Origin of the sequence: Paenibacillus roseus, from assembly GCF_016424485.1 — a bacterium.
GTDB classification, from domain to species: Bacteria; Bacillota; Bacilli; order Paenibacillales; family Paenibacillaceae; genus Paenibacillus_D; species Paenibacillus_D roseus.
Window position 1 is genome coordinate 138,170 of sequence record NZ_JAELUP010000003.1, and the last position, 19,513, is coordinate 157,682.

Consider the following 19,513-nt stretch of genomic DNA (forward strand, 5'->3'; position numbering starts at 1 on the left):
GACACAAGGAGGACAAGGGATGAACATTATAGGTATTAATGCAGGGCCGGATTTGGTATTCGAGCAAGCCTCGGAATCCTCGCTCGCGTATTCCCATGATTCCGCAGCTGTTCTGATACGGGATGGTGTCGTTATAGCAGGCATGGAGGAAGAGCGGCTGAACCGGATCAAGCATTCGCCGAAAGCGCCAATTGAAGCTATCCGTTTTTGCCTGGAGCAGGGAGGCGTCGGCATCGAGGAAGTCGATTATTTCGCATTTTACTTATCGTTTCACAAGGTGAAGTTCGAGCTGGAGCGGACGAGGGCCGGGATTCAGCGCTATATTCGCCTGGCCTTCGGCTATGAGCTTCCGCCGGAGAAAATCCGTTTTGTTCATCATCATATTGCTCATGCATTCAGCACATACGCCATGTCCAGGTTCGACAAGAGTCTGATCTTTAGCGTTGACGGCAGCGGGGACGGTATTTCAGGCATGATACTGACCGCCGAGAACCGGACGATGAAGCCGCTTCGTGAGTTGACGCGAAACGATTCGCTAGGGGATTTCTATGAACGAATTATACAATTCCTCGGCTATCGGCGCTTTGATGAGTACAAGGTGATGGGGCTTGCTCCATATGGTGATCCGTCCGTGTACCGTTCGGTATTCAAGACCTTCTACAGTCTGTTGCCGAATGGCAACTACCGTACGCATATCAATATCCCGCTATTATTCGAGCTATGCCCGCCCCGCAAAAAGGCGGAGCCGTTCACCCAGCAACATAAGGATATTGCTGCAGCGCTTCAGGAAGCACTGGAGGATATCATCCTGCATATTGTGACCCATTTCAAAAAAGAAACGAATCACGACTACTTGTGTCTGGCTGGAGGGGTTGCCCATAACTGCACCATGAACGGTAAGCTGCTGTACTCCGGATTATTCAAGGATATTTTCATTCAACCTGCCGCCCATGATGCCGGTGCAGCGCTGGGGGCAGCCCTGCATACGTACCACGAAGAAAATCCGGGTCAGCCGTATGCCCCGCTGGAACATCTGTACTGGGGCAAAAATATCGGCAGCAGTGATGAAGTGCGTCAGATCGTTCAGGCATGGGATGACTTTGTCGAGTGGGAGCATATGGGTGAGGATACGGTAGAACGCACGGCCCAATTGCTGTCCGAAGGCCATGTTATTGGCTGGGTACAGGGACGTTCGGAGTTTGGCCCCCGCGCGCTCGGCAACCGGAGCATTGTCGCAGACCCTCGTCCTGAGGAGAACAAGCATATCATTAATGCGATGGTGAAAATGCGCGAGGGCTACCGGCCGTTCGCACCATCAGTTCTGGAAGAAGCAGCAGAGGAATACTATGAGATTCCCGGACAGACCAAGCAGCTTCCGTATATGATTTTTGTGGTTAAAGTAAAGGAAGCCAAACGCAAAATTCTTGGCGCAGTTACTCATGTGGACGGTACAGCGCGTGTTCAAACCGTCTCCCGGTCAACCAATCCGAAATATTGGGGGCTGATCCAGTCTTTTGGCGAGAAAACCGGAGTTCCTATTCTTCTAAATACATCATTTAACAATAACGTCGAGCCGATTGTTGATTCAGTCAAGGATTCGATTGTCTGTTACTTGACGACCAAGCTCAATTATCTGGTAGTGGGGGATTTCCTTGTTAAAAAGAGAGAAAACTCACAGACAGACTTTTTGAATCTGTATCCGCTGCTGCCGCAATATGTCCAGCTTCATCTCAAGCGCAAAGCCACAGCCTCGGGCGAACTGGCTACCATTGCGGAGATCGGCATGAACTATTCGGAACGTCATCCATACGGAATCTCTCTAGATATGTTCACGCTGCTGTCCAAAGCTGACGGGCAGCGCACATTCCTGGAACAGATGCAGGAGGAGGGCTGGACGGACGAGTCGCAGCGGCAGGCTCTGGCAGAAGAACTGCTGGAACTGTGGTCCCGCCGTGTGGTCAATCTTGATCCTGCCGCCCATATGCCTTTACAACAAATCTACGAAGCGAAAATGGAGGTTATGATTTGATGAACGAGCTGCAATCCTTGTCGAGTGCCAAGATTGATCCCATTGATTCCGGACACCGCCAGTTCATGATTCGTCCGGTTCATGAAGGTGAAGATTTATTGAATTGGGTGAGAGAGCATCAAGAGTGGATTCAGCGGCATTTAACGACGACAGGAGGGTTTTTATTTCGGGATTTTCAAGTCCCTTCACTCGCTTATTTTGAGAGTGTCTCCCAGGCGATTACGCCTCAGCTTGAGGAGTACAAGGAGCGCTCCACGCCAAGAAGTGAGGTGCAGGGCCGTATCTATACGTCAACAGAATATCCGGAGGATCAGTTTATCCCGCTCCATAACGAGAATTCCTATACACATGCATGGCCGCGCAAAATCTGGTTCCATTGCGTGCAAAATTCCCTGGCCGGCGGAGAGACGCCGATTGCCGACAGCCGGGAGGTATACAATCGGATCAGCCCTGCCATCCGCCAGAAGTTTGAGGAGAAGAAAGTCATGTACGTTCGCAATGTTGGCGGCAATATTGACTTGCCATGGCAGACGGTATTTCAGACGGATGACCGTGATGAGGTGGATGCATACTGCTTGCGGTCAGGGATTGAGGCGGAATGGCTGGGTAACGATCGCCTGCGCACACGTTCGGTCCGCTCGGCTATTGCCAAACATCCGGTAACCGGGGAGATGCTCTGGTTCAATCAGGCGCATCTGTTCCATGTCTCCAGTCTCCAACCGGAAATCAGAGAATACATGGTAAGCGCGATTGGCGAAGCGCATTTGCCGCGCAATGTCTATTATGGAGACGGATCGCCGATTGAGGAGTCTGTGCTTGATGAAATTCGCGGCATTTATAATGAAGTATCACTCGTATTCCCGTGGCAACAGGGTGATATTCTGCTGCTGGACAATATGCTGAACGCCCACGGACGCAATCCGTACACCGGCAAACGCAAGGTCGTTGTAGCGATGGCTGAGCCCTGGAATCAATACGGAATTTAAGCGCAGCAATACAAGCCTATGAAAATCAGGAATAGGGGTGTACGGATGTATGTATAAATCAGTATTGAAGACCAGTCAGGGGCAGACTTCGGGCTTCGCTTCGCTGGCGCTGTTTGTTTGGCCATTCGATTATACCTCTGCTGCGGGATTTGAGACGACACGAATCGTTCAGGATATCCCGGCCAAACTTGTCCAGGACCTGCAAAGAGCTGCTCATTTTTCTGATCAGGAGTTGTATTTGATTTTACTCGGGGCAGTACAGGGATTTTTCACGACTTTAACGGGCAGTGAATCGATCACAGTATGCTCGCTGCCGTTCCAGTCCGCTGATATGACAGCGGAAGACGGAGCGCCGTTACCCGTACAGACGGAGGCCAGCCGGAAGGCCTCCTTCGCTAGTGTTGCCACTGATGTGAAAAAGACAATGTCCAGGATGACATTGTCCAGGGAAGCTTCAAGTCTGTCACTGCTTCCAAGGGCGCGCGGCGGCAAGCCGCTTCCGCTTCTGGTCAGGATGGAGGGTGTGAGCAGCGCGGCGGACCAATGGCAGAGCCAGCTTTCCTTTGTTTTTGCCAGACGGCAGGATGAAACAATGGAGCTGCAGCTCCATTACAATATCCATGTCTATGCCCCGGAGACGATTGTCCGTCTGGCGGCGCAGTTTGTCCGGTTCTGTCAGCAAGTCATGAAGGACCTTAATATCCGTCTGGATGACGTCGATCTGCTGACAGAGGAGGAGCGGCATGAACTCCTTCGCGTATTTAATGCAACAGCGGCCCAATATCCGCTACAGCCCATACATCAACTGTTTGAGGAACAGGTGCTGCAAACACCGGATGAGCAAGCGGTATCCGGCAGCGAAGGCGTATGGACATACTCAGAGCTCAATGCCAGAGCCAACCGGGTGGCGCACTTCCTGATTGCCACGGGTATACAGGCAGAGCACCGGATTGGCGTCATGGCCGGGCATTCTCTGGAGGCTGTCGCGGCACTGCTGGGCGTACTGAAGGCGGGAGCTGCCTATGTGCCGCTGGACCCTTCTTATCCTGCCGAACGTATTCGTTATATTGCGGCTGACAGCAAGATGAAGCTGCTGCTTACGCAGGAGGAGCTCGCCGATCGTGTCCCGGAGACGACTGCCTGGTTCACGATCACCGAGACGATGACGGAAGTAAATGAAAGCAATCCGCAGTTGAATGTCCAGCCTCATCATCTGATGTACCTGATTTATACTTCCGGCTCCACCGGACAACCCAAGGGTGTTATGGTCGAGCATAGCGGGGCAGTGAACTATGTGTGGTGGGCCTGCAAGCAGTATACAGGGAATCAACCGCGCAGTTTTGCGCTGTATTCGTCGCTTGCCTTTGACCTGACGGTGACTTCGATCTATGTGCCGCTGCTCACAGGCGGTCGGATCATTGTCTACGCAGGCGAGGACAAGGGACAATTGATGCCGCAACTGCTGGCGGAGGACCAGGTAGATGTGCTTAAGCTGACGCCGACCCATCTTCGTTTGCTGCTTTTGGCGGGTCATGTGCCGCAGCGCCTGCGGACGCTGATCGTCGGCGGAGAAGCATTGGACAGTGCGCTCGCCAGACAGGTTCACGACCACTTTGAAGGGCAGGTCACGATCTATAACGAGTACGGCCCGACGGAGACGGTCGTCGGCTGCATGATCCACGCTTTTGATCCGGCTCGTGACCTGTACAGTTCGGTACCCATTGGCAGACCGGCGGATAATGTGCGGGTTTATGTGCTGGATGAGCGTCTGCAGCCTGTGCCGGGCGGATCGCCTGGTGAGCTGTATGTTGCTGGAGATGGAGTAGCGCGCGGGTATTGGGGACAGGAGGAACGGACAGCCGAGCGCTTCCTGGAGGAACCGTTCACACCAGAGGGGCGGATGTACCGGACGGGTGATATTGCCAGACGCTTAGGTGATGGAAGTCTGATCTATCTGGGCCGTAGCGATGAGCAGGTCAAGGTGCGGGGCTACCGCATCGAGACTGGGGAAATTGAAGCATGTCTGGCAGATCATGAAGCAGTGCGTGAAGCCGCAGTGGTGGCGAAGCCGGACGGCGAATCAGGTCTTGCACTGTGGGCGTACATCGCGGCGGATGAACAGGCGGAGCATGAAGCGCTTCGGCATTATTTGCAGGAAAAGCTCCCTTCGTACATGGTGCCGTCCCATCTTGTGCTCTTGGACCGTCTGCCGGTGACTCCGAACGGGAAGACAGACCGCCGAGCGCTGCTTGAGGACGATACACAGACAATCGTGCAGGCGCATGAGGAGCCGGCAGGAGAACTGGAGATTCGGCTTGCAGAAATGTGGCGGCAGGTACTGGGGCGTGAGCAGATCGGGGGTGGCGACAGCTTTTTTGATTTGGGCGGTCATTCACTAAAGGCCATCCTGCTATTGTCCAAGGTGCAAAAGGAATTCGGCATGACGGTACCGCTGCAAACGCTGTTTGATAGACCAACGATTAAAGGATTGGCAGCTTTCCTGTCTGCAGGCGGGACAGAGGAAGAACAAAAAGCAGAAGTTTCGGCGCATCAGGTATTCTACAAAATATACTCGCCGATCGAACCGATAGAGAAGCGTCTCCATTACCCCGCTTCTTACGTACAAAAACGGATGTATGCCTTGAGTGCGTTAAAAGGGGCAGAAGTAACCTACAATGTGCCTCATGCGATGACTATTGAAGGTCCGCTTGATACTGAGCGGCTGCAGCAGGCGGCGAACAGGCTGATTCAGCGGCATGAAACATTGCGTACCTCATTTGGGTGGGTCGAGGGCGGCCTGGTTCAGCGTGTTCATGACGATACTGTGCTGACCATTCCTTGCTCCGATGCCGGAGAAGACGAGATTGGCTCCAGGCTGGCTGGTTTTATCCGGCCCTTCGATCTTCAGTTGGCGCCCTTATGGCGTTTGGAACTGATCCGTACCGGTGCTGAACGGCATATCCTGCTGTTTGATATGCACCATAGTATAACGGATGGTGTTTCCGTCGGTATTTTGATGAAGGAACTGTCAGCGCTATACGAAGGTACGGAATTGCAGCCGTTGCGCATTCAGTATAAGGACTTCGCAGTATGGCAGCGGGGGCAGATGTTATCGACTATGGGGCATGAGGCTTATTGGGCCGATTTGTACAACGAGGGGGTCCCGCCACTGAATTTGCCGACCGATTATCCTCGTCCATCCGTACAGAGCTTTGCCGGACGAACGGTGACGTTCGATGTGCCTGATGATGTCGTCACTGCTTTGCAAAGGTTCAATGCCGAAACGGGCACAACCATGTATATGATCTTGCTGGCAGCCTTTGGCGTCCTGCTAGGAAAGTATGCAGGCCAGGAGGATGTTGTGATCGGTACAACCAGTGCAGGGCGCAATCATGCGGACACCGAACATTTGATCGGCGTCTTTATCAACACATTGGCGCTGCGCATCCAGCCAAGCAGCGGGAAGTCATTTTCGGCATTTGTGGACGAAGTGAAGCGGCATGCCTTAAGCGCGTTTGACCATCAGGATTTTGCGTTTGACGAACTGGTGGATAGGCTGAAAATTCCGCGAGATATTAGCCGCAATCCGCTGTTTGATACGATGTTTGTCCTGCATAATCAAGGCGGAGGCACATCGCTGCTTACCCTTGGGAAAGAGACGGTAATCCGCGAATTTGACGATATCCGGCATGAGCCTGCGAAGGTCGATCTGACACTCGTTGCTACCCTGCTTGAGAATCAGAAGATGCTGTGGAGCATAGAGTACCGGATCGACCTGTTCCGTCAAGAGACGGTGCAGCGGATGATCGCCAATTTCGTCCGGCTCTTGACCAGTATTGCTCTGCAGCCGCATCAGCGAATTGGTGAGATCAGCCTGCTGACAGAGGAAGAGCGACATGAGTCGCTAATATTATTTAATGCGACTGGGACCGCATATCCGCAGACATCTGTGCATCAGTTATTCGAGGAGCAGGTCATGAAGACCCCGGATGAACCAGCAATTGTATCTGGCAATAAAGGCACGTGGACATACGCCGAACTGAATGCAAAGGCCAATAAGGTGGCGCGTTTCCTGATCGCCAAGGGCGTACAGTCAGAGGACCGGATTGGCGTTATGGCTGAACATTCCCTGGAGGCGGTAGCAGCGCTGCTGGGCGTATTGAAGGCCGGAGCCGCATATGTGCCGCTTGACCCCTCGTATCCGGCCGATCGCATCAGGTACATTGCGGCTGACAGCAAGATGAAGGCGCTGCTTACGCAAGAGTCTTTGGCTTCACGGGTTCCAGAGACAAGCGTCTGGTTTGCCATTGATCAGGCGATGACAGAAGGGGACGAGAGCAATCCTGGGTTGAATGTTCAGCCTCATCACCTGATGTATCTGATTTACACCTCCGGCTCCACCGGGCAGCCGAAGGGGGTCATGGTCGAACACCGCGGAGCGGTCAATTATTTGTGGTGGGCGCGAAAGCAATACACCGGCAACCAGCCAAGCAGCTTTGCGCTTTATTCTTCGCTTGCCTTTGACCTCACGGTGACGTCAATCTATGTCCCGCTGCTTACAGGCGGCCGCATCGTTGTCTACGCGGGCGAGGACAAGGGACAGCTTATGCCGCAGCTGCTGGCGGAAGATCAGGTGGATGTGCTTAAGCTGACGCCGACCCATTTGCGCCTGCTGTTGCTGGCGGATTGTGTGCCGCAGCGCCTGCGGACGCTGATTGTTGGCGGAGAAGCGCTGGAGACGGCAGTTGCCAGACAGGTGCTCGACCACTTTGACGGGCAGATCACGATCTACAATGAGTACGGCCCCACAGAGACGGTTGTCGGCTGCATGATTCATGCTTTTGATCCAGTTCTGGACGTATCCAGTTCCGTTCCGATTGGCCGGCCGGCAGATAACGTGCGCATTTATGTGCTGGATGAGCTTCTGCAGCCTGTGCCAAGCGGTGCCGCGGGTGAACTGTACATCGCCGGTGATGGTGTAGCGCGCGGATACTGGGAGCAGGAGGAACGGACAGCCGAGCGGTTTCTGAAGGAGCCCTTCACACCGGAAGGACGGATGTACCGAACGGGAGATATCGCAAGGCGTCTCGCAGACGGCAGTCTGATTTATCTGGGGCGGAGCGATGAGCAGGTGAAGGTGCGTGGGTACCGCATCGAGATCGGAGAAATCGTGGCATGTCTGACAGAGCATGAGGCTGTTCGCGAAGCGGCTGTGATGGCGAAGCCGGATAGCGAATCCGGCATTGAACTGTGGGCGTATATTGCAGTGGAGGAAAGAGCAAGGCAGGAGGAACTTCGGCATTATTTGCAGGGAAGGCTGCCAGCCTATATGGTGCCGGCCCATCTTGTGCTTCTGGACCGTCTGCCGGTGACCCCGAACGGAAAGACTGACCGGCGGGCACTTTTGGAGGACGAGAAATGGGCAGTCAATAATGCGCATGAGGACCCGGTAGGCGAGGTGGAAATTCGGCTTGCAGAGCTGTGGCAGCAGGTGCTGCTAAGTGAGCGAATCGGACGCCATGACAGCTTCTTCAGTCTGGGCGGCCATTCGCTGAAGGCGATCATGCTTTTGTCCAAGGTGCAGAAGGAATTCGGCATTACAGTTCCGCTGCAAACGCTGTTCGATACGCCAACGATCCAGGGACTGGCTGCTTACTTGGGGGCAAGTGTAAAAACAGGAGAGGCTCAAGCAGAAACCAAGCTTGAGACAAGTTCGGGAGTCAGCAGCGATAGCGCCTATCAATGGATTAAACCAGCCGGGAAAAGAGCGTACTATCCGGCTTCCTATTCGCAAAAGCGGCTCTACGTATTGAACCATCTTGCCGAGGTCACTTACAATGTGCCAGATGTAATGCTGATACGCGGCGCGCTGGACGTGGAGCGCTTGAAGCGGGCGGTGCAGGAGCTGGTAAATCGGCACGAGACATTGCGGACCTCATTTGGCTGGATTGACGGCGAACTGGTACAGCGGGTTCATGAGAATGTGAGGTTGGACATTCCTTATTCCGAGCAGAGCGAAGATGAGATTGATGAGCAGATCAAGGCGTTTGTCCGGCCATTCGATCTGAGTACGGCTCCTCTGCTGCGCGTTGAACTGGTGAAGCTTGGCGAGGACCGGCATCTGATTTTCCTGGATATGCACCATATCATTACGGATGGTGTATCTGTCGAAATATTCCTTGAAGAGCTTATGGCGCTTTATGCGGGCAAGCGGTTTGCTCCGCTGCGCATTCAATACAAGGATTTTTCTGTCTGGCAGACATCAGCTGAAGGAGCCGAACGCAAGCAAGAGCATGAAAAATACTGGTTGGACGTTTTCTCCGGGGGAACACCGATGCTTAATCTTCCGACAGACTACAACCGCCCGTCAATTCAAAGCTTCAGAGGGGGGCGGGTCGATTTTGAGATTCCCAAGCCGGTGACAGAACAGTTGTTCAAAATAAGCAGGGAAAGCGGCATGACTCTGTATATGATTTTGCTAGCCGTCTATAATGTGCTGCTGTTCAAGTATACGAGCCAGGATGATATTGTAGTCGGAACCACAATTGCCGGACGGAATCATGCAGATACGGAGCGATTGATCGGCGCCTTTATCAATACGCTTGCCCTGCGCAACAAGCCCCGGGGAGAAACGACTTTCTCGGCATTCATGAACGAAGTGAAGAGCAATGCATTGAAAGCCTACGAGCATCAGGATTATGCTTTTGAGGAGTTGGTAGACCGCCTCAAAACAAGGCGCGATGTCAGCCGAAATCCGCTATTTGATACGATGTTCGTCTTGCATAATCACGGTACGGGAGAGTTGGTCAAGGAGCTTGGCCCCGGTGTCCGCTTGCTGCCTTACGGCGGATTCCAGCATCGGGTCGCCAAATTTGATTTGACGCTCGTTGTTACGCTCCGTGAAGATGATCAATTGTTTTGGAGCCTGGAATACTGTGCAGATTTATTCAAGCATGATACGATTCAGCGCATGGCCGATCATTTTATCCGGCTGCTGCGTCTTGTGACCGAAGAGCCGGAGAGAACCATACATGAGATTGACATGCTGCTTGAGGATGAGCGCGGGCTGATTGTCCACAAGTTCAATGAGACTGCGGCCAAGTTCCCTGAGGAAGACACGGTGGTCAGCCTGATTGATGAACAGGCCTGGATGTTTGCGGACTCCACTGCGGTCATTGCGCCGGACGGAGAGTTGACCTACCAGCAGCTGATCAGGCAGTCGGAGAAGCTGGCAGGCAGGCTTGCAGCAAGAGGAGTCCGTCCAGGCGACAAGGTGGCTCTGGCTGTTGAGCGATCGAAGGATCTGATTATCGGGCTGCTTGGCATTCTCAAGGCCGGTGCTGTTTATGTGCCTGTCGATCCTCATTTTCCCAAGAAGCGCATCGATTTCATCCTGGAGAACAGCGAGTGCAGCCAGATGCTGACCCATTCGCATTATGGACTTGGAAGCGGTGATACGGAGCGCATTTTGCTAATGGATCAGTTGGGAGATGATGCTGTTGAAGCCGAAGAGCCGGAGAGAATCGTGAATATGGCTGATCCGCATGAGCTGTGCTATATTCTATATACTTCAGGGACAACCGGGCTTCCAAAAGGGGTCGCAATTGAACACCGCTCACTTGTCAACCGGTTTCATTGGATGCAGAAGGCTTACCCGATCGGCCGGGGCGACACACTGCTCCAGAAGACACCGTTCACATTCGATGTCTCGATTTGGGAGTTGCTCTGGGGACTAATTCAAGGCGCCAGGCTTGTATTTCTGGAGCCGGGACGCGAACGCGAGCCGAAAGCCATTATCGAAGCTGTGGAGACTTATCAGGTGTCAATTATTCATTTTGTGCCGTCCATGCTGAATGCCTTCCTGGAATATGCGAATGTGCATACCCAGATTGAACGCTTGTCATCGCTGAACTATGTATTCTCCAGCGGAGAAGTTCTCAAGCCGTATTATGCGGAGAAGTTTTATACTTATATGGAAGAACTGCCCGCGAAGCTTGTGAATTTGTTCGGTCCTACGGAGACAACCATCGACTCCACATTCTATGATTGTCTGCGGGAGACAGCGGGCCCGGCTGTACCAATCGGACGTCCTATCGATAATACGACGGTCTATGTTTTGCGGGACGGCAAACCGCAGCCGATTGGCGTCACTGGAGAGCTGTATATCGGCGGCGTTGGCGTTGCCCGCGGCTATGTTGGCAGGGATGATTTGAACGGGGAGAGCTTCATTCCCAATCCGTTCATTCCGAATGACCGGCTCTACAAGACAGGCGATCTTGCTCGTTGGCGTGCTGACGGATTCCTGGAATATATGGGACGCGCAGATGACCAGATCAAGATACGGGGATACCGGATTGAGCCGGCCGAGATTGAAACAGTCTTATGCAATATTCATTTTATTGAAGAGGCTGTTGTCCTGTCGAAGGATGAACGACTGATTGCTTATATTGTGGCGGATATGGAACGGGATACGGCGACTATTAAAACGATCTTGTCCCTGCATCTGCCGGAGTTCATAATTCCGGATCAATTCGTACTTGTAGATTCAATCCCCCTCACCGTGAACGGCAAAGCGGATAAACAGAGCCTGCTGCAGATAGGGCTTGCTGTGGAGCAAAGGAAGGAGTATGAAGCGCCGGAGACCGAATTGGAAAAGACATTGGTGCTGGTGTGGCAGAGTGTACTCGGCATTTCGCCGATCGGGGTAACCGATAACTTCTTTGAGGCTGGCGGCACATCGATACAGGCTGTGCTGCTGGAGGTAGAGCTGGAGCAACAGAATATTTCCTCGGAGGATCTGATCGTATTCAGGTACAATACAATTCGGGAAATGGCCAACTACTTGAGCAGCCGCGTCGAAATACAGGTTGAAACGGATTGAATCCAGCTGTCGGCTCCGCGCGCAAGGGCGGGGCCGGCATGCTTCGGGAAGCGGAAGAAGGGAGGCCGGATGGTGCAGGAGAAAACAAAGCTTCGGGCGCAAAGACGTCAGGCTTTTCACGTATTAGGCCGTCTATGGCAGAAATCGAAAATGTACTGGGGCTGGTATGCCGGAATTGTGGCGCTGACTACCGTACTGTCATTTATTATAGTTGCCAACGCCGAATTGATGCGACGCATTGTGAATGCCGCCATAGACCGCGATACCGCTTTGTTAACGACCTCGATTTTATTCATGGGGGGGCTAGTTCTGGTAGAAACGGCAGGGAGTTTTGCCAGCAGCTATTTAAATACTGGACTGCAGAACAGATCGACGCTGCGGCTGCAGAAGAGCCTGCTTGACAAAATGCTGCGGCTTCGCGTAAGAGAACTGTCCACTTACCATACGGGGGATTTGCTCTCCCGGATAAACGATGCTTCCCCGGACGCCCAGTCGGCGATTAATGGCAAAATGATTCAACTGCTCGGCAATGTGCTGCAGCTCGGATTTCTGCTTGCTTATCTGTCAATTGTCAATATGGGACTCACGATTGGCTGTCTGCTGATTACGCTTGTCATTCCGCTGCTGGCCACACCAATGTCCCGGCCCATGCGCGCGACCTATACTTCACGCCAGGAAGCCAAGGCCATACAAGATGCATTCCTGATGGACAGCATGCAGGGAATGGAGGTTATCAAGAGCTATGGAGCCGGAAGGAGAATGACGGAGCGCTTCAAGTCGAAGTGGGAGGGTTATTTGCGGCATCACCTGAAGGCGCTTGCACTTGAGGCGATATTTTACAGGGTTAATATTTTTGTGTATGTGCTTGGCCTGATGTACATATTGGGCTATGGAGGCTATCTCATTACCCAGGGCAGGTTGGATGTAGGAGCGCTTGCCGCTTTCCTGGTTGCCTTCGAGCGGCTGTCCGGGCCGATCTCCAACTTGTCATCTATATGGCCGCAGCTTCAAGGGGCTGTATCCAGTGCGCTGCGCGTGTTTGAAATTAACGATTTGCCGGAGGAGTCGGAGGGCCGCAAGCCGGGAGGAGTCCAGAAAATACGCACGGATGGAGATATCAGGTTTGAAGGTGTGACCTTCCGTTATCACCCTGAAAGCGAGCCAGCGCTTCGAGAGGTGGAATTTACAATCAAAACCGGGCAGATGACGGCGATCGTCGGAGAGAGCGGCTCTGGCAAAACGACCATAGCCAGCCTGCTTCTCGGATTGCAGACCCCGGAATCGGGAAGCATCTGGGTTGATGGACAGTCTTTGAAGGAGATGGATCTGTCTGCGTGGCGGCAATCTGTGTCGTATGTGTCGCAGGAGCCTTATCTGTTCTCCGGCACAATCGGCGACAATATCAGGCTCGGAAAGACAGACGCCCAGACGATGGATGTCATTGAAGCGGCGAAGCTGGCAAATGTGCATGACTGGATATCACGGCTTCCTGAAGGCTATCATACCGCCCTCGGAGAACGTGGACTTACACTGTCCGGCGGCGAGCGCCAGCGAATCTCGATTGCCCGTGCGATGCTTAGAAAACCGAAGCTGCTTGTGCTAGACGAGCCAACATCTGCCCTCGACAGTGAAAATGAACGGTTCGTGCAGGAAGCGATAGAGAATGTAATGGCCCGTCGTACAGTTGTCGTTATCGCCCACCGGCTGTCAACGATACGGGGGGCAGATCATATTATTGTCATGCATGAAGGACGGGTTGCTGAGCAGGGTACCCATGAGGAGTTGCTCTCAAGTGACAGCAGATACCGCAGCTTGTATGCAGCGGCCAGTACGAGCCGAAAGGAGGAGACGGCATGAGCCTGCCGGATACAGAACTTGCGGGGCGCAATATTTCTTCACGATTTTGGGCCGTTATGAAATATGCCAAGTCGTATAAGGCGGCTTTCGTGCTGTCTGTCCTGCTGCTTGCTGCCGATATTGTCTATGATGTCGGGTACGCTTGGGTGCAGCAATGGTTTATTGATGCCGCGGGTACGCGGGATATAGACCGACTGCTTATGCTGACAGGCGTTTGCTTCGCCGCGGGTATTGCCATCATTATTTTTTTCATGCTGCAATTTTATTTGCGAAATTCAGTCCAATCGTTCATGCAGCGGGACATGTCCGTTGATGTATTTCGCAAAATAACCTCTTTGCCATATCCGTCTGTGCTGCGATATCATACGGGGGATCTCGTTTCGCGGGCGACCCGTGATGTCCAGCAGGCGAATGGGATGATCGCCAATATTGTCTATGAACTGTCCTACAATGTGGCCCTGTTTGCCGTCGCATTCGGTTATTTGGCCACGATAGACTGGAGGCTGGCCCTGGTAGTGACAGCCTCGGCGCCTGTCATATTCTTCATCGGGCGATTATTTGACAAGCGGCTGCGTACGCTTGGACAAGTGCAGCAGCAGAAGGATGCGGAAGTTCGCGGACTGCTTCAGGAAACGATGCAGGGCATCTCCATTGTACGCCTGTTTCAACTCGAAAGCCTGTTCACCGGCAAATATGAGCGCCGCCGCAAGGAGCAGAACCGGCTCCATATGCGCCAGGCGATGCTGCAGACGACGATGAATCAGTCCGTCTATGTAACCAATCAACTGATTACGATTGCATGCGCATTCTTTACGGCTCATCTGGCTATTCAGGGTACTCTGACCGCCGGACAAATTTTGGCTTTCCTGGTCTTGATCAACCGCGTACAGAGCCCGCTGCTCAGTGTCATCAATACCTGGGGGAATTTTCAGCAGGGACTGGGCGCGGGAGACCGGTTGGCTGCGCTGGATGAGGAGCCTTCCGAAGCGGGCGGCAACGGGCTGGCTCGTGAGCAGATGGCTTCCGGGGAATCCGGAGACAGCAATTCCTCTCCAGAAACAGAGGCATCTAAACGAGCAGAAGAGCCGATCAGACTGTGTCGGGCTGCTGCTGTTGTTCCGGTTGAGGGCAAGGCCAGCAAGGTGCTGCTCTCGGATATCAGCCTGACGGTGAGGAAGGGAGAGTTTCTTGCAATTGTCGGGCCGAGCGGCGCCGGAAAGTCGACCGCGCTCCGGCTGTGCAGCGGGCTCATCAAGCCTTCATCCGGTCTGGTTGAAGTACTGGGGTTGCCTGTTCAAGAGCATCTGGATGCAATCCGCCAGCGGACCAGTTATGTGCCGCAGACACCGTATTTATTCACAGGCACAGTGCGTGAGAATCTGACACTGGGTGTAGAAGATTACACGGAGGAAGAGATGGTACAGGCGGCGAAGACCGCGCTGGCGCACGAATTTATCGAGCAATTGGACGGAGGTTATGATGCCCTGGTTGGCGAGCGGGGAGGAACGCTGTCCGGCGGGCAAAAGCAGCGGCTGGCAATCGCGCGTGCGATTATTCGTCGACCGGAAATTGTGCTTCTGGATGAATCGACGTCGGCACTGGATATGCGGACTGAGCGTGAAGTGATTCATGCACTTCTGGAAGCTCTTCCTGATGTGACATTCGTATTCGTCTCCCATCGGATGACAGCTATTGAACGGGCTGACCGAATTGTCGTTATGGAACAAGGAGGGCTTGTGGAGAAAGGAACACATGCAGAACTGATGGCCATGGACGGTTTGTACTCCATGCTGTACCGGATTCAGCAGGATCAGTCTGAGGCCGCAAGCACCACAGAAAGCTAGATCAAGTCTTAAACCGCCCTTTGGCAGCCGGAATACCCGGATCAGCCAGAGTGCGGTTTAAAGGTTTTAAAAGTATTAAAGCATTAAGCCCCGCACGATTCCCTTATAATAAGCTTGGGCGTGTGGTTAATATGGATCATCTCTTCGGAGCCATTCATCGCGCTTATAAGCTGAAGAACAGCCATCCGTCCCAGGTACTCATTATGCTGATCCAGCGAGGTAAGACGGGGGATGGTGTACTCGGATTGCGGGAATTGATCACAGCTTGCGATGGCAATATGCTCCGGGCAGCTCAGGCCCCGGTCCTTCATCGCCCGGATTGCACCGATAGCAACCATATCGTTCATGGCAATCACCGCTGTAGGGAGCGTCTCGCGAGATTCTTCAAGCAATTGCATCATGGCTTCGTAACCGTCAGGAGCATAGTAATCGGATGGAATAATATGATGATCCAGAGCAGGCTTCCCCAATGCGCGCATCTCTTGTTTAAAAGCTTCAATTCGCGCCGATGTAATACGAATTCCGGGTTCGCCCCCGATGAACCCGATCCGCTCATGACCGAGTGCGATAAAATGATGAACAATGGCAGCGACGCCCTGTTTGAGGTTGCGCTCGACAACCAGACAATCGCAGCCATCAATTCTGGAGCCGACAATCACAACGGGAATTTGCCGGTGCAGTTGATTCAGAGCTTGAATGAAGGACTCCTGGATGTCCTCTTTATCAATATGGCCGCCTAGTACAAGGACGCCGTCCACCTGTTTCTCCTGGATAATCCGGAAGTAGTCCTCCTCGGACAACTTCTTCACCTCTTGCTTTCGGTTGCGTACAAACATCGTATTGAACAGAAGGGTCGCGTAGCCGCTTAGTAGCGCAAAGCGCTGAACCTCCATGAATAATGAAGCAAAATAAGGATTCGTAATATCCGGCAGAATGACGCCGATGTTCTGGCTGGTATGGTTAACCATCCCTCTGGCAAATACGCTGGGCGTATAGTTGTGCTCGGCGATGATTTGCTGAATTTTCTCCCTCTTTTCGGGAGAGACAGAGGGGCTGTTATTCAGAACCCGGGATACTGTGGATACGGACACACCGCTTTTTCGGGCGATCTCAGAGATTGTAATTTTGGTTTTCATGTGTGACACATCCTTATTCGGATACTTACATAGGATCGTCTTGATTTTAACCGAAACCCGTGCAGGATTCAACTTGTTTTGGTATCGGTACCAAGCTATTTATTCTATTTTTGAATTTAAATACATTCTCTTAAAAGTATTGTTTTTTCCCGTTGACACAGCATTTGTTTTTTGTTACCCTCAATTCAAAAGTAGCTCTATCATTTCCTTATTTGGTATCGTTACCAAACGAAATGGAAGGAAATTCATGGGTCTCCTCTCCAGTTATTTTGGCGCGAGTACCGGCTTGTCCGGGAAGGGCCGAACATACAGCTCCCGCTCGCTGCGGGTGCATGAACAATTCGGTCGAAAATTTCACAGGAAGAGGGTATAGGCATGAATGATGAATTATGGAAAGATATTAGGCTTTCAGGGTATATTCATCGCCCCCTGCCATTGCAGGAAGACTGGTCGCTTGAGCGGGCCCAGCAGCAGTATCAAGTTCTTGAATCCAGCCCGTGGTTTGGGGGCGGCAAGGACGCGGCAAGCAATTGGGTTCATGCAGGAGTAGGACAATTGGCGGCAGAGGACGATGGTATCTTGCAGCTTAGTTCCCCGACGATAATGCCGCATTGGCCCGAGGGGGCGCCGGCTGACGGTGATTATGTGAATTTCGGCAGTTCATGGATGCTCAGGAAGGCAGAGCGGGAGAATTGGGAGACATTCAACCGGTTGGCTATTGAATTAAAAGCGGACTTCCACGGTATTCCCAATGCTTACGTGATGATCAAGTTCCGCAATGAAGGCGTTATCCCGATTCCGGATATTTATGAACGGGAAGGCGTCCATGGGGTTAATTTGAAAAACCATGAATGGCAAACGATTCATTTGAACATAGAAGAGCTTCCAAGAGATGCGATTACGGAAGTTGTGATCGGTTATTTTTTGAACGGGAAAGAACGCGCCGCCGGCGAGGAAATGTCGCTTCAGCTCAGAAGCATCACGCTGGAGCGAGTTGCGGAGCAGGAGGTTTCCAAGGGCTGGCTGCCAAGACCGCGGGAAATCGTCTTTTCTCATAGCGGATACCGGTTGAACTCCACCAAGAAGGCATTTGCGACGGATCTGAAAGAGCGGCAGTTTCAGCTCAAGCGGTCAGAGCGGGGCGATACGGTGTACACGGGAGAGATTCGCCAAATCGATACGGGCCTGGGCAGCTTTGGAATCATGGATTTTACCTCCTTCAACCAAGGCGGGCGCTATTATCTGCAGGCGGGGGGGACTGTATCGGAGAACTTTAATATCGGAAGCGCAGCGGGCGTGTGGCAGGCATCGATATGGAAATCATTGAATTTTATTTTTTGTGAGCGCTGCGGTTATCCGGTTCCGGGCATTCACGGCAGCTGCCACGCCGATATTGTCGCGGAACACAAGGGCACAATCATTTCCTTTAACGGCGGATGGCATGATGCCGGGGATGTGTCCCAGCAACTTGTCCAGACAGCGGAAGTCGCCTGGGCGCTGTTCGAGATGGCCGAGCAAGTCAAGGCTCGTGACGCGGATTTGTATCTGCGGCTGCTGGAGGAAGGAGAATGGGGACTGGATTTCATCCTCAAAACCCGCTTCGGCGACGGCTACAGAGCTACCAGCGCGGGAATTACCCGCTGGACAGACGGCAGAATCGGCAATATGGATGATGCGGCTGCCCGTGTTCATAACCAGGCCTATGAAAACTTTTACTGTGCGGGGATTGAAGCTTATATTCATGGACGGATTCCGAATGCGGCGCTGTCGCGGCGGCTGCTGGAAGCGGCCAGGGAAGATTTTCAGTATGCGATGGAGGAGTTCGCCAAGCACGGCTTCGACCAGAAGCCGATCTTCTGGGAGCATACATACCAGTCATCCGAGAGCTTGTATATGGCGACAGCTTCATGGGCGGCATCGATGCTTTATGAGGCGACAGGGGATGAATGGTATGGGGAGAAAGCTGTTGAATTCATCCATTACGTGTTAGGCTGCCAGGAACTCGCAGGGATTCAACTTGACGACAGCTCGACATTGCGTGGGTTTTTCTACCGCCATCCTGACAAGCGGGTCATTCAGCACTTCAATCACCAGTCGCGGGAGCATCTGTACCTGCTTGCCCTGACGGCTGTTCACCGCACGCAGGGCGAGCACCCGAAGGCGGATAGCTGGCTGGAGTCGATCAAGGCCTATGGAGAATATTTGAAGAAGCTGGCTGCTTATACAGATCCTTACCCGATGATTTCGAGCGGGGTTTACCATAAGGATGAGCATCTTGATGATCGCAGCTTCAAGTATCAGCATCTGCTGACAGACGAGCGGGCCAAGGAAGAGTATGTCCTGCAACTGGAACAGGGCGTCAAACTGAATGATTCCTATTATGTGAAGCGGTTTCCGGTATGGTTCTCCTTCCGCGGAAATAATGCCATTGTGCTGTCCACGGGCAAAGCGGCCTCAATCGCGGGTGCTTATCTTAAAGACCGTATTCTGATTGATATTGCCGAAGGACAACTGCAGTGGATTGTCGGCAAAAATCCGTTCGGCCAGTCGCTTATGTATGGCGAAGGCTATCGTTACGCACAACAGTATTCCGTGCTGTCAGGCGAGATGACCGGGGAAATTCCAGTCGGTATCCAGACATTCCTGAATGAGGATGAACCGTACTGGCCACAGTTCAATAATGCCACATACAAGGAAGTATGGACGGGCAACGCGGGCAAGTGGCTATCTATTGTCGCTGATTTGTTTGCGATTGAGTCTGACAGGTAAAAGAAGGCAAT

7 protein-coding genes are annotated in these 19,513 nt (G+C 52.9%); 6 read left to right on the forward strand and 1 reads right to left on the reverse strand.

Annotated features, from left to right (window positions below; genetic code table 11):
- Positions 1 to 19: 19 nt before the first annotated feature.
- From JFN88_RS01475 to JFN88_RS01495, 5 genes are all read left to right on the forward strand, one after another.
- Entirely contained in the window at positions 20 to 2,029 is a 2,010-nt protein-coding gene (locus JFN88_RS01475) for a carbamoyltransferase family protein (protein WP_199017517.1), read from the forward strand.
- Positions 2,029 to 3,015, forward strand: coding sequence for a TauD/TfdA family dioxygenase (locus JFN88_RS01480; RefSeq protein ID WP_199017518.1), 987 nt, complete (start codon positions 2,029 to 2,031; stop codon positions 3,013 to 3,015). The genes JFN88_RS01475 and JFN88_RS01480 overlap by 1 nt, the downstream gene beginning before the upstream one ends.
- Positions 3,016 to 3,064: 49 nt before the next feature.
- The gene (locus JFN88_RS01485; protein WP_199017519.1) at positions 3,065 to 11,896 is read left to right on the forward strand and encodes a non-ribosomal peptide synthetase; all 8,832 of its coding nucleotides are present in this window, start codon (positions 3,065 to 3,067) and stop codon (positions 11,894 to 11,896) included.
- Between the two features lie 72 nt (positions 11,897 to 11,968).
- Positions 11,969 to 13,753, forward strand: coding sequence for an ABC transporter ATP-binding protein (locus JFN88_RS01490; protein WP_199017520.1), 1,785 nt, complete (start codon positions 11,969 to 11,971; stop codon positions 13,751 to 13,753).
- The gene (locus JFN88_RS01495; RefSeq protein ID WP_199017521.1) at positions 13,750 to 15,597 is read left to right on the forward strand and encodes an ABC transporter ATP-binding protein; all 1,848 of its coding nucleotides are present in this window, start codon (positions 13,750 to 13,752) and stop codon (positions 15,595 to 15,597) included. The genes JFN88_RS01490 and JFN88_RS01495 overlap by 4 nt, the downstream gene beginning before the upstream one ends.
- 83 nt (positions 15,598 to 15,680) lie before the next feature.
- On the opposite strand, the gene JFN88_RS01500 is transcribed toward JFN88_RS01495, so the two are convergent.
- The gene (locus JFN88_RS01500; RefSeq protein WP_199017522.1) at positions 15,681 to 16,733 is read right to left on the reverse strand and encodes a LacI family DNA-binding transcriptional regulator; all 1,053 of its coding nucleotides are present in this window, start codon (positions 16,731 to 16,733) and stop codon (positions 15,681 to 15,683) included.
- Between the two features lie 375 nt (positions 16,734 to 17,108).
- Between JFN88_RS01500 and JFN88_RS01505 the strand changes: the two genes are divergently transcribed.
- Positions 17,109 to 19,502: a glycoside hydrolase family 9 protein gene (locus JFN88_RS01505; RefSeq protein WP_199017523.1), complete on the forward strand. Its 2,394-nt coding sequence runs from the start codon at positions 17,109 to 17,111 to the stop codon at positions 19,500 to 19,502.
- Positions 19,503 to 19,513: the final 11 nt, after the last annotated feature.

Bases quoted from the DNA above. Each gene is read 5' to 3' on its own strand.
- JFN88_RS01475 (WP_199017517.1), top strand. From the start codon at position 20: ATGAACATTATAGGTATTAATGCAGGGCCGGATTTGGTATTCGAGCAA.
- JFN88_RS01480 (WP_199017518.1), top strand. From the start codon at position 2,029: ATGAACGAGCTGCAATCCTTGTCGAGTGCCAAGATTGATCCCATTGAT.
- JFN88_RS01485 (WP_199017519.1), top strand. From the start codon at position 3,065: ATGTATAAATCAGTATTGAAGACCAGTCAGGGGCAGACTTCGGGCTTC.
- JFN88_RS01495 (WP_199017521.1), top strand. From the start codon at position 13,750: ATGAGCCTGCCGGATACAGAACTTGCGGGGCGCAATATTTCTTCACGA.
- JFN88_RS01500 (WP_199017522.1), bottom strand. From the start codon at position 16,733: ATGAAAACCAAAATTACAATCTCTGAGATCGCCCGAAAAAGCGGTGTG.
- JFN88_RS01505 (WP_199017523.1), top strand. From the start codon at position 17,109: ATGAATGATGAATTATGGAAAGATATTAGGCTTTCAGGGTATATTCAT.